The 11745-nt window shown below is 70.8% G+C and carries 10 protein-coding genes and 1 tRNA gene; 8 read left to right on the forward strand and 3 right to left on the reverse strand.

All coding sequences use genetic code 11. The annotated features are described in order from the left end of the window. The first annotated feature begins 19 nt into the window (after window positions 1–19). The 6 genes from PTQ19_RS02375 (at window position 20) to PTQ19_RS02400 (ending at window position 4696) form a co-directional block, all read left to right on the forward strand. Entirely contained in the window at window positions 20–667 is a 648-nt protein-coding gene (locus PTQ19_RS02375; protein WP_274368311.1) for a GntR family transcriptional regulator, read from the forward strand. Between the two features lie 30 nt (window positions 668–697). After that, window positions 698–1342, forward strand: a complete 645-nt coding sequence (locus PTQ19_RS02380; RefSeq protein WP_274368312.1) for an asparagine synthase — start codon at window positions 698–700, stop codon at window positions 1340–1342. A 71-nt stretch (window positions 1343–1413) separates the two neighbouring features. Next, window positions 1414–1486, forward strand: a tRNA-Arg gene (locus tag PTQ19_RS02385). A gap of 102 nt (window positions 1487–1588) precedes the next feature. After that, window positions 1589–3085 (forward strand): L-serine ammonia-lyase, iron-sulfur-dependent, subunit alpha, encoded by a 1497-nt coding sequence (locus tag PTQ19_RS02390; RefSeq protein WP_206550543.1) that lies wholly within the window; start codon window positions 1589–1591, stop codon window positions 3083–3085. A gap of 76 nt (window positions 3086–3161) precedes the next feature. Then, a complete protein-coding gene (locus tag PTQ19_RS02395) occupies window positions 3162–3965 on the forward strand; it encodes an ABC transporter ATP-binding protein (protein ID WP_425313171.1) in 804 nt (267 codons plus the stop codon). Further along, entirely contained in the window at window positions 3962–4696 is a 735-nt protein-coding gene (locus tag PTQ19_RS02400; protein WP_206821041.1) for an ABC transporter permease, read from the forward strand. Before PTQ19_RS02395 ends, PTQ19_RS02400 begins: the two co-directional genes overlap by 4 nt. Before the next feature lie 6 nt (window positions 4697–4702). Here the strand turns inward: PTQ19_RS02400 and PTQ19_RS02405 are convergent, their stop codons facing one another. Genes PTQ19_RS02405 through PTQ19_RS02415 form a run of 3 tightly spaced genes read right to left on the reverse strand, consistent with a single transcriptional unit; the run spans window position 4703 to window position 9586 of the window. Next, window positions 4703–6358 carry an alpha/beta hydrolase gene (locus PTQ19_RS02405; RefSeq protein WP_274368313.1) on the reverse strand — a complete coding sequence of 552 codons (1656 nt, stop codon included), beginning with the start codon at window positions 6356–6358 and terminating at the stop codon, window positions 4703–4705. A 31-nt stretch (window positions 6359–6389) separates the two neighbouring features. Beyond that, window positions 6390–8939, reverse strand: a complete 2550-nt coding sequence (gene hrpB, locus PTQ19_RS02410) for an ATP-dependent helicase HrpB (protein WP_274368314.1) — start codon at window positions 8937–8939, stop codon at window positions 6390–6392. Beyond that, window positions 8933–9586, reverse strand: a complete 654-nt coding sequence (locus PTQ19_RS02415) for a metal ABC transporter ATP-binding protein (protein WP_274368315.1) — start codon at window positions 9584–9586, stop codon at window positions 8933–8935. The genes hrpB and PTQ19_RS02415 overlap by 7 nt, the downstream gene beginning before the upstream one ends. 54 nt (window positions 9587–9640) lie before the next feature. Between PTQ19_RS02415 and aztB the strand changes: the two genes are divergently transcribed. Both aztB and PTQ19_RS02425 read left to right on the forward strand, forming a co-directional pair. Beyond that, the gene (gene aztB, locus PTQ19_RS02420) at window positions 9641–10531 is read left to right on the forward strand and encodes a zinc ABC transporter permease AztB (RefSeq protein WP_274368316.1); all 891 of its coding nucleotides are present in this window, start codon (window positions 9641–9643) and stop codon (window positions 10529–10531) included. Continuing rightward, window positions 10528–11745 carry an ABC transporter gene (locus tag PTQ19_RS02425; protein ID WP_274368317.1) on the forward strand — a complete coding sequence of 406 codons (1218 nt, stop codon included), beginning with the start codon at window positions 10528–10530 and terminating at the stop codon, window positions 11743–11745. Before aztB ends, PTQ19_RS02425 begins: the two co-directional genes overlap by 4 nt.

Here is an 11745-nt window from a genome sequence, read left to right on the forward strand (position 1 = left end):
CGGGTGGTTGAATCCGAAGATGGAGATCGAACGGACCACCGAGCTCGAGTCGGTGCGCGTGGCAACGGCGCTGCGTGACGACATCATGCTGGGCCGCCGTCTTCCCGGTGACCGTTTGATCGAACGTGACATCGCTGCTGAGCTGCAGGTGTCGCGCCTGCCGGTGCGCGAGGCGATCCGGCAGCTCGTGGCCGAGGGCGTCGTGGTGACCAGGCCGCGCACGTGGGCGGTCGTGCGGGAGTTCTCCGAGAAGGACCTGAAAGACTTCGCCGAGGTGCGCGAGGCCATGGAGACACTGGCCTTCGTGCTGGCGGCAGAGCGCATCGATGGTGACGGTATCGCGCAGCTCGAAGCCCTGGTCGCGCACGAAGAGGCTTCGGCGATGTCCAACGATGTGGACGCCGCCTACGACGCGGCGGCCGCCTTTCACATGACCGCCGTGCACCTGTCGGGCAACGCGATGCTGATCGAGTTGGCCGAGTCTCTGGTCACCCGGTTGCGCTGGCTGTTCGGGCAGCACGAAGACCTGGGGCAGATGGCCAGCGCCCACCGGGTGATCCTCGAGGCGATGCGTGCCGGTGATGCCGAGGCCATGCGCGTCTTGATCCCGGAGCACCTCGAACACGGACGCGCGGTGGCCGAAGACAGGCTGCGCCGAGGTCGGTGACTGCCGGTACGCTCAAGTTGGGAGGTGCTCGTGGGACGAACAGCGGATGCCATCGCCGAGGGTGTCGCCATCGCCACGGCGGCCGCCCGCCTGGCTGTGAAGAACCAGATTCTGGTCGGCACGATCGCGCGCGACGGAACGTTCGACATCGATCATTACAAGGCCGAGGCGCGTAAGGCGCTGCTGGCCATGGCGCACGAGTCCGAAGAAGCGGCCGAGTTGCTGACGCGACTGCGCAAGCGCGCGCGGGGGCGGCACTCCGACCCGCACGGCACGCACGACTACCGTGACCGTGACGTGCGCAACCTGCGCCGGCGCGCCCGGCAGTCGCTGGGTGTCGCCGACAACCTGCGCAAGATGGCCGACGATTCCGAGGCGTTGCGCGCCCTGGTTGAGGATGCCAGGGCAGCGGCCTGGGCCGATGTGCGCAGCAACCTCGATCGGCGGTTGCAGGTCGAGGGCATGCGACCCGAGCAGGACCCCGAGTACGAGACCATGCGCGAGGCACGCATGCAGGCGCTGAAGCTGGTTGATCTGCAGGCACTGTCGTCCGAGCAGCGGGCTCGCCACAAGCGTGAGAGTGCCGCGCGAAAGGCCGCCGAGAAGGACACCGTGAAGGCCACGACGCGCGCTGAGCGGGCCGGCCGACGCGGCGCGCGCGCGGTCGGCGGGTGACCTCAGGGGCCCGATTTCGCATATGCGCGGATCGTGTTGTAGTCTATTCAACGGCCCGCTGAGCGGGCCGTGCGCCCCTAGCTCAATGGATAGAGCATCTGACTACGGATCAGAAGGTTGGGGGTTCGAGTCCCTCGGGGCGCGCACTGTGTTGAGACAGTATTGAAACCCCCGTCGCGAAAGCGGCGGGGGTTTCGTCCTTTCCGGACGACCCCGCGAGGAGCCTGCGGGACGTAGGCTTGAAGGGTGACTGCGTACGTCTCGGCTTTCGACCTGTTCTCCATCGGTGTGGGGCCTTCGAGCTCCCATACGGTCGGACCGATGCGGGCCGGTGTGGATTTCGCCGCCCGCCTGCGCGCGGACGACATGCTCGACCGTGTCGCACGCGTCTCGTGCGAGCTGTTCGGTTCGCTGGGCGCGACCGGCATCGGCCACGGTACGCCGGACGCCGTGCTCGCCGGGCTGCAGGGGCTGTTGCCCGAGACCTGCGATCCCGACGACGTACGCGCGCTGTGGACCAACTGGACCGAGGGGCGTGAGCTGCTGCTGGCCGGCGAGCACGCGATCGCCTTCGCCAAGGGCGACATCGTTTTCTTGCCGCGCACGCGGCTTCCCGGGCATCCGAATGCCCTGACGCTGCACGCGTTCGACGCCGAGGGTGCGACGGTGCTCGAGCAGACGTACTACTCCGTCGGCGGCGGGTTCATCCGCCGCGATGGCGAGCAGCCGCGCGTCACCACCGCCGAACAGCCGTACCCGTTCCGCGACGCCGAAGAACTGATGGCGCTGTGCGATGAGACCGGCATGTCGATCGCCGAGATCGCCCGCGCCAACGAGACGGCGCTGCGCAGTGAGGAAGAGGTCGCAGCCGGTCTGGATGCGATCTGGGACGCGATGTTCTCGTGCGTCGACGCCGGGCTGCACTCCGGTGGCACGCTTCCGGGCATCCTCAAAGTCAAGCGCCGCGCCGCCGACATCCGCGAGCAGCTGGAGGCCTCAGAGGCGGATGGGCACCGCGAACTGCCGGGGGAGTGGCTGGGTGCGTTCGCGCTGGCCGTGAACGAAGAGAACGCTGCGGGCGGACGGGTGGTGACCGCACCCACCAACGGCGCCGCCGGCATTCTGCCCGCCGTCGCGATGTACTGGTGGCGCTTCATGGCCGATTCCGGTCTGGGCGTCGGCAACGCCGTCACGCCGCACGGTGAGCTCGTCGGCAGCGCGCTGCTCGGCTTCCACGCGGCCGGTGACGACCCGGTCGCTGTCTCGGACGATGAAGAAGAAGCGGTCGCCGAGGCGAACCGTCGCCGGGGCATCCGCCGCTTCCTGCTGACTGCGACCGCGCTGGGGTCGCTGTTCAAGGCCAACGCATCGATCTCGGGAGCCGAGGGCGGATGCCAGGCCGAAGTCGGCTCGGCCTGCGCCATGGCCGCCGGTGGCCTCACGGCCGTCATGGGCGGCACGGTGCGGCAGATCGAGAACGCCGCCGAGATCGCCATGGAGCACCATCTGGGGCTCACCTGCGACCCGATCGGCGGCCTTGTGCAGATCCCGTGCATCGAGCGCAACGCGATCGCGGCCTCCACCGCGGTGACCGCGGCGCGGCTTGCGCTGCGCGGCGACGGTCACCACTACGTCTCGCTGGATGCCGTGGTCGAGACCATGCGGCAGACCGGGGTCGACATGTCGACCAAGTACAAGGAGACCAGCGAGGGCGGACTCGCGGTGAACGTCATCGAGTGCTGAGGGCCCGGCTCTCGCCTCGGGGCGCGGTGCGCATGACCGCTTGACGTGCCCGCCGCGGGGGAGGAGAGTTCTGCTCGTGGCGGGTGACTCGCAGGATGCGGTGATCATCGACGGGCTGCAGGTCCGCCGAGGCGGTCGCATGGTGCTCGACGGCCTGTCGCTGCACATCCCCGCCGGCCAGGTGATCGGTCTGCTCGGGCCCTCGGGGTGTGGCAAGACCACCCTGATGCGATCGATCGTCGGCGTGCAGCGTGTGCGCGGCGGCACAGTGCGGGTGCTCGGTGAGTCGGCCGGTGCCGTCGGCCTGCGTCATCGCGTCGCGTACGGCACCCAGGATGCCGCGGTGTACGGCGACCTCACCGTGCGCGAGAACCTGCGCTACTTCGCCGCAGTGCTCGGCGTGCCCTCGGCCGATGTCGACCGGGTGATCGACGAGGTGGGGCTGACCGATCAGGCGGGGCGCGCGGTGGATGCCCTCAGCGGCGGACAGGTGAACCGGGTCTCGTTGGGGATCGCGCTGCTGGGGTCTCCCGAACTCGTCGTACTCGACGAGCCGACCGTCGGACTCGACCCGGTGCTTCGAGTCGAGCTCTGGGAGCTGTTCCGCCGGATTGCGTCGGGTGGCACGACCATGCTCGTCTCGAGCCACGTGATGGATGAGGCGTTGCGCTGCGATCGTCTGCTGTTGATGCGAGAGGGGCGCATCATCGCCGATACGACGCCCCAGCAGCTGCGCGACGAGACCGGCGAGTCCGATCCCGAGGCGGCGTTCCTGGCGATCATCGAACGCGACCTCGCCGCGGCGCGGCAGTCTGACGACGGGCGTCCTGAGACGCGTCGCGAACGGCGCCTGCGTCAACAGGGTGAGGAGGACGCATGAACCCGCGTCGCACCCTCGCCACCACCGGTCGGGTCCTGAACCAACTGCGGCACGACCCACGATCCATCGCTCTCATGCTCGTCGCTCCGAGCCTGCTGGTGGGCCTGTTCGCCTGGCTCTTCGTCGATCAGACCGGCGTCTTCGATGTGTTCGGCGGGGCGATCCTGGCGCTGTTCCCGTTCACCGTGATGTTCCTCGTCACCTCGGTGACGACGCTGCGCGAGCGGCGGTCGGGCACGCTTGAACGGCTTATGACGACGCCGCTGGGCAAGGGCGACTTCATCATCGGATACGCGCTGGCGTTCGGGTTGATGGCGGTGCTGCAGGCGACGATCACGGTGCTGTTCGCCGTCTACGTGTGCGGTCTCGAGGTGAATGGTCCGCTGTGGCAGCTCGGCGCCGTCGCGGTGGTCGACGCGGTGCTCGGCACCTCGTTGGGACTGCTGGCCAGTGCGTTCGCGCAGACCGAGTTCCAGGCGGTGCAGTTCATGCCGCTTCTGGTGTTTCCACAGATCATCCTCGGCGGGCTGTTCATGCCGCGCGATCAGATGCCCGACGTGCTGTATGCGATCTCGGACTGGCTGCCCCTGAGCCACGCGATCGACGCGATGGGCGCGGTCACCCGCGGTGACGAGGGATGGGACGTGGGCGGGCCGTTGCTGATCGTCGTCGCGTTCACCGTCGCGTTCCTCGTTCTCGCGCCGTTCACGCTGCGGCGGCGCACCGACTGACGACCGCTACTCGGTGTACGACGAGATCGGCGCGTATGTCTCGATCTCTGCCTGGATGCGCTCGATCGCCTCGGGCGACAGCGCGGCATCGCCGGTCACCTGGCGCCATCCCGTGACGACGACATCGCCGTAGTTGTGGCCGTGCTGGGCCGGTACGGCCTCGCCGCCCAGCATGTCCACGGTCACCTGCAGGCCGGTCACGACCGGGATCCACCGCATCGATGCGCTCACATCCGAGCTGCGCTGAGCGGACTCGAGCCATTCCGGTGAACGGAACAGGAGCTCGGGCGAGAGCCAGGTCACCGGATCGTTCGCATGCTGCAGGTAGAGCACCCGAGGCTGCTCCCACGGGCCCGTCAGCAGGTCCTCGTCGCCGGCACGCGACATCCAGCGCACCTCACGGCCGGCATCGAGCACCGGCTGCCAAGCGGGGCTGTCGGCATCGCGCGCGGCCTGCAGTGAACGCCACAGCGATGAGCCATTCGGGCTGCCGACGAACATCGCGGCGTCGGTGCGCGCGCGCACGTCTTCGAGGTCGGCGAAGACCGCCTGGCTGCCGTGCGCGCCGAGGCTCAGGCCGTACGAGACCAGCAGCGGGCGCTCATCGACCGGCAGCTGCAGCCACCGCTGCTCGACGGCCTCGAACAGCGCCCGGGCGGCTCCGACGGGGGCATCCGGGTCGAAGACGAACGAGACCCAGCTGGGCGTGTAAGCGTACTGCATGGCCGCGATCGCGGTGTCGCCGCCGTGCAGGTACTCCAGCGCGTCGACGGTCTGCGGTTCCAGCCAACCCGAACCGGTGGCCGTCGCGACCACGAGCACCGACCGCTCGAAGGCGCCCGTGCGTTCGAGCTCGGCGACGACCAGGTCGGCGCGCTCTTCGATGGACGGCGCGGACTCGAGCCCCGCGTAGACGCGGATGGGCTCGAGAGCGGGCGCTCCGGTGAGCTGGGTGATCTCGGCCGCGGTCGGACCGCCGCCGACGAAGTTCGCGCCGTGCCGGCCGAGCGACTCCCACGCGATCGGCGAGGCCTCGCCGGCCGAGTGGAAGTCGGAGGTGGGCTCGGCGACCTCGGCGTCGGGCAGGGCGTTTCGTGCGAGGTAGATGCGATCGACGCCCACCACGGCGGCGAAGACGAGACCGCCGACCACAGCGACGACGACGATCGCAGACGCGGCGGTGGCGAGCACGGCTCCGATGCGCCGCCGTAGGTGACCGAACATGCTCGCGGTCGCCTTGCCCGCTGCGAGCAGCAACACCGCCAGCAGCAGGAACGAGAGCAGGAATCCGGTGACGTTGACCCCGTCGAGTGGTGGCATCGCGACCAGACCGCGTACGTCGTTCTGCCAGTCGAGGGCCAGGGCCGAGAGACCGAGGATCGCGGCCACCCAGATCGAGGCGTACACGAACCACCACACCGGCCGGAACGGCGGCACCGTGCCGCCGCGCCACAGCAACCGGCGCACGAGCGCCCAGACCACGGCCCCGAGCAGGTAGCCCACGGCGAACGAGATGCCGGCCAGCGCGCCCTGCAGCACGGCGGGCCGCGGCAGCAGCGACGGGGTGATCGACAGCACGGCGAACGCGAGCCCCACGAGGGATCCGGCGGGGTCGAGCGCCCACCAGCGGCGGGTTCTCGTCTGCGTGGAGCGCGACGTCATCGTTGTCCTGCTTCCTTGGTTCTGTTGGCTCTTAGTTCTGTTCGCGCGCGGCGCGCGCTTTCGTGTGCCGGGTGGCGGTCGCGGCCCAGGGATCCTCGGGCCACGGATGCTTCGGATACCGCCCGCGCATCTCGGCGCGCACCTGCGTGTAGGGGCCCGACCAGAACGACGCCAGGTCAGCGGTGACGGCGAGCGGACGTCCGGCGGGTGACAGCAGATGAAACAGTACCGGCACGCGGCCGTCGATCAGGCGCGGGGTCTCGGCCCAGCCGAAGCACTCCTGCAGCTTCACCGCCACCACGGGAGGGGCGTCGATGTCGTCGACGGTCGGGTAGTCGATGCGGATGCGCGACCCGCTGGGCACCGTCAGGCGTTCGGGCACGAGGTCGTCGAAGGCGCTGGCGGCCGGCCACGGCAGCAGACGGCGCACGGCCGGTGCAAGGTCGATCCGATCGGCGGGAGTGCCGGTGGCGAGAGCATCGAGCTCGGGGCCGAGCCAGTCGTCGAGGCCCGCGACGAGGGCGTCGTCGGTCATGGCGGGCCAGGGCGCGCCCAGCGTGCGGTGCAGCAGCGCGAGGCGACGGCGCAGGCCGTCGGCCGCCTCCGACCAACGGAACAGCCCCAGTCCCTGTGCTTTCAGCGCCCGCGCGATGGCCTCGCGCGCCTCGACCAGAGACGGACGCACCGGCACCGACGAGCGCACGATGGCGCCGACGCGCCGTTCCCGCCGCGCCGTCAGACGCCCCTCGACGAACTGCGCCTCGACGCGGTCGGTCAGCAGGTGATCGGCGGCCCGCTCGACCTGCTGCTCGGTGAGCATCGCGGCGGCACGGATGACGGCGCCCGACCCCGCGGCGGTGCGGCCCGTGGCGCGGGTCACGTCGGCGACCGCGAGCCACTCGGCGTGCGCCAGCGATCCCCGCACCCCGGCCCGCGTGCCCGACGCCAGCAGGAACGTCGCGCCGTCGGCCGATCGGTCCACCCGTCGGGCGATGCGATCGGGAAAGGCGAGCGCGACGACCAGCCCGATGTCGTCGGTGCGGCCGGTGTGCTCGGTGTGCGGGGCGTGGCGCAGCATCCGCTCCACTTCCTGCGACCAGCGCCGGGCATCGGGGCCGTCGCGGCGCAGGCCGACGATCGCGGCGGCGATGTCGGCATCGGGCATTCGAGTGTCTCCCCCGAGCAGCGCGACCACTTCGGCCGCCAGCCGCGCGCCCGTCAGGGCGCTGCCCTCATGCAGAGCCCTGGCCAGGCGCGGGTCGGCGGGCACGCGCGCGAGAACGCGTCCGGTCTCGGTGACCCGGCCGTCCTCATCGATCGCGCCGAGGCCGTGCAATACGGTCGTCGCGTCGCGCAGACTATCGGCCGGCAGCGGATCGATCAGGCGCAGACCGGCCCCGCCGGGCGAGCCCCAGCAGGCGAGCAGCAGGGCAGCATCGGTGAGGTCGGTCGCGGAGATCTCGGGGGCGTCGCGCAGCGGCGCCGCGGCATAGGTGCGCTCGTCGACGCAGCGGATGACGGTGCCCGCGCCCTGACGGGTCGCACGGCCGGCGCGCTGCACGGACGCCGCGCGCGACGCGGCCGTCGTCACGAGGCCGGTCATGCCGCGTGCCGCATCGCGCTGCGGGCGCCGGGCCAGTCCGCTGTCGATCACGAGCCGCACACCGGGAACCGTGAGCGAGGATTCGGCCAGCGATGTCGTCACGATGAGTCGCCGGGGTTCGTGCGCCGCGCGTCCGCGGATCACGGCGTCCTGCTCGGCGGCACGGATCTGCCCGTGCAACTCGCGCACGTCGATGTGGGGAGCATCGTGCCGCAGGCGGCGCGCAACCTCGCCGACCTCCCACGCGCCGGGCAGAAAGACGAGGGCATCCGCGGCAGGATCGTCCAGCTCTCGCACCGCGGATGCCGCCGTGCCGGCGACATGATCGAGGAACGCCCGGGTGGCACCGCGCTCATCGATCCGCGGTGACGGACTCGGCGCCCAGCGCTCGGTCAACGGGTGGGCCGGCACCGTGTGCTCCACCACGGGCGCCGGTGCCTGATCGGTACCCAGCACGGTGGCGAGCCGATCGGCATCGAGCGTCGCCGACATGGCGATCACGACGAGGTCGTCGCGCAGCTCGCGCACCTCACCCAACAGGCCGACGAGCAGATCAGTCTCCAGGGCCCGCTCGTGCACCTCGTCGAGCACGACCGCATCGACGCCTTCGAGGCCTGGGTCATCCAGCATCCGCCGCAGCAGCACTCCGGCGGTGACGAACTCGATGCGCGTGGACGGGCCGACCGCGCGCTCGCCGCGGACGGTGAACCCCACGCGCTCGCCGAGGGGTGACCCGTCGAGGCGGGCGAGGCGCCGCGCGGCAGCGCGGGCGGCCACGCGGCGCGGCTGCGTGACGATGATGCGGCCGGGGGAGCGGGATGCCAGCAGCGGGGGCACCAGCGTCGTCTTGCCCGTGCCGGGCGGGGCGGTGATGACGACCGCCGTGGTGCGCGCCAGCGCGGCCTCGACGTCAGCGAGTGCGGCGGCGAAGGAGAGGCCGTCGCCGATGCGGGCCAGGTCGAATGTCGCGTTCACCACCCATCAAGTGTGGCCTGTTCGGGCACGAGTGTGCCGCGGTCGAGCAGGATCACCCGATCGGCGGAGGCGATGGCCGCGTCGTGGTGGGTCACGCAGGCGACGGCTGCGCCGCGGGCGGCCTCTTCGGCGAGGATCTGCTGCGTGCGGTCGATGCTCTCGCGGTCGAGGCCCGCGGCGGGCTCATCGAGCAGCAGGATGTCGGGGCGGCGCACGATGCCCTGGGCGAGGAACACGCGTTGGCGCTGTCCGCCCGAGAGGGCGGTGAGCGGGCGCGAGGCATGGTCGGCCATGCCGACGCGACCGAGGGCGTCGGTAACCGCCGCGCGCCGGGAGGACGCGCTCATGCGTGTGCCGCGCTTCCAGGTGCCGATGGCCACGGTATCGGCGGCGGTGAGCGGGAGCGACGGGGGTGCTGTGGGGCGCTGCACGGCGAGGGCGAGATCGCCGTGGCGGATCACCCGTCCGCTGCTCGGCGTGCGCGTGCCGGCGAGGATCTCGAGCAGCGTCGATTTGCCGGCCCCGTTGGCTCCGGCGATCGCCACCACCTCACCGCGGAAGAGCTGCACCGAGACGTCGTGCAGCACGTCTTGGCGGTCGTAGGCGAAGCAGATCGAGTGCGCGGTGAGGGCGGTGTCGGTCGGGGCCATGACGCTCACTGTAGCAATTGATAATCATTCTCATTCTCATGTACGGTGTGACGCGTGCTCATCCTCACCGACCCGCTCAGCTCTGCCTTTCTGGTGCGCGCCCTCATCGGCGGCGCCCTTGTGGCCGTGATCTGCGGCGTGGTCGGCACCTGGGTGGTCATTCGGGGCATGGCGTTTCTCGGCGAGGCGATCGGCCACGGCATGCTGCCCGGAGTGGCACTGGCGACCGTGCTCGGTCTGCCCGTCCTGCTGGGTGCAGCGGTCAGCGCCGTCGCGATGAGCGCCGCCATCGGTCTGCTGCAGCGCCGCGGGCGCCTGTCGTACGACACCAGCATCGGACTGCTGTTCGTGGCCATGCTGTCGCTCGGCGTCATCATCGTGTCGCACTCGCGCAGCTTCGCCACCGACGCCACCGCGTTGCTGTTCGGCGACATCCTGGCAATCGGCACCGCCGACATCACCGGACTCGCGATCGCCCTGGTCATCACCGTCACGGTCGCTGTCGTGCTGCACCGTTCCTTCGTCGCGACGGCCTTCGATCCGCGCATCGCCGCCAGCCTGGGGCTGCGGCCGCAGTTCGCCCACGTCGCCCTGGTCGGACTGATCACGCTCGCCGTCGTCGCCTCGTACCAGGCCGTCGGCACGCTGCTCGTCGTCGCGCTGCTGCTCGCACCTGCGGTCGCCGCGCGCGCGTGGACGACCCGCATCCCTGCCACCATGGCGCTCGCCGCCGTTGCGGGCACCGGCGCCGTGGTGCTCGGGCTACTCGCGTCCTGGTACTTCGGCACATCCGCCGGTGCCTCGATCGCGGGAGCGGCGATCGTGCTCGCGACACTGTCATCGGGCATCCGATCGCTCGTGAGCCGTCCTACCCGTCACGCCCTCCCGAACCGTCACACCGTTCCGACTTCTCACGCCCTCCCGACTCCGCAAAGGACCGCATGAAGATCCGCAGACCCGTCGCCGCTCTGCCGGCGCTGCTCGCCGTCACGATCGTGACCGCGTGCGCGTCGCTGACGACCGGCGCCGCCTCCGACACGACCGCTCCGGATGCCGGGAACTCGGCCGGACACGGCGAGATCGCCGGCGCCGCCGAGGTCGCCGAGGCGCCGCTGGCGCTGTTGTCGGTCGACCGGGACGGCGGTGTGGGGATGCTAGATCTCGCCTCTGACGAGAGCGCCGATCTGGGGCGCATCCCGCTGGCGGGCGGCGCGGCGCCGACCGCACTGGCCAGCGACGGGCGCTACGGCTTCGTCAGCACCGGCGATGGACTGCAGATCATCGACAGCGGGCGCTGGAGCTGGCATCACGGAGATCACTTCCACTTCTACCTGGCTGAACCGCGCATCATCGGTGACGTGCCGGGAGAGGGGCCGGCGACCGTCAGTACGGGGCCGCTGTCGACCGCGGGCACGACGGGGGTGTTCTTCGCCGGATCCGGAGAGGCCGTGCTGCTCGACAACGAGGCGCTGGCCGACGGCGAGATCGTCGAACTCTTCCGCATCGACACCGGTGCGAACGACGGGGTGGTCGCGCCCCTCGGGTCGGGCGCCGCGGTCGCGGTCGACGACCGTATCGACGTCATCGACGCATCCGGCGCGGCGGTCGGCTCGTCGGGGCCGTGCGTCGCCGCGTCGGGCGCGGTCACCACGACCGTCGGCCTGGTCATCGGCTGCGCCGACGGTGCTGTGCTGGCCACCGTCGACGACGCGCAGGCATCGTTCGAGCGCATTCCGTACCCGGGCGACGTGACCGCCGAGCGGGCGACGACTCTCGACGGACGCAAGGGGCGCACCGCCGTCGCGGGCGCGGCCGGAGGCGACGGCTTCTGGCTGCTCGATGCGCGCGAACGCTCCTGGGAGTTCGTTGCCACCGACGCCGCGCTCGTGCACGTCAGTGCCGTCGACGACGAGGCCGAACACGTCGTCGGCGTCGATCGGGACGGGCGGGTGCACGTGCACAGCGCGGATGGCGTCGTCGTGACCGATCCGGTGGTGACCGGCGCGGTCGGCTCGTTGACGGTCGACGCGCGGCGGGCATACCTCAACGATCCCGAAGAGGGTGGCGTGATCGAGATCGACTTCGCCGACGCGGTGCGCGTTGCGCGCGTGCTGTCGACGCCGACTCACCCCTGGCTGATGGCGGAGGTGGGGCGATGA

Origin of the sequence: Microbacterium esteraromaticum (genome assembly GCF_028747645.1) — a bacterium.
Classification (GTDB): Bacteria; Actinomycetota; Actinomycetes; order Actinomycetales; family Microbacteriaceae; genus Microbacterium; species Microbacterium esteraromaticum_C.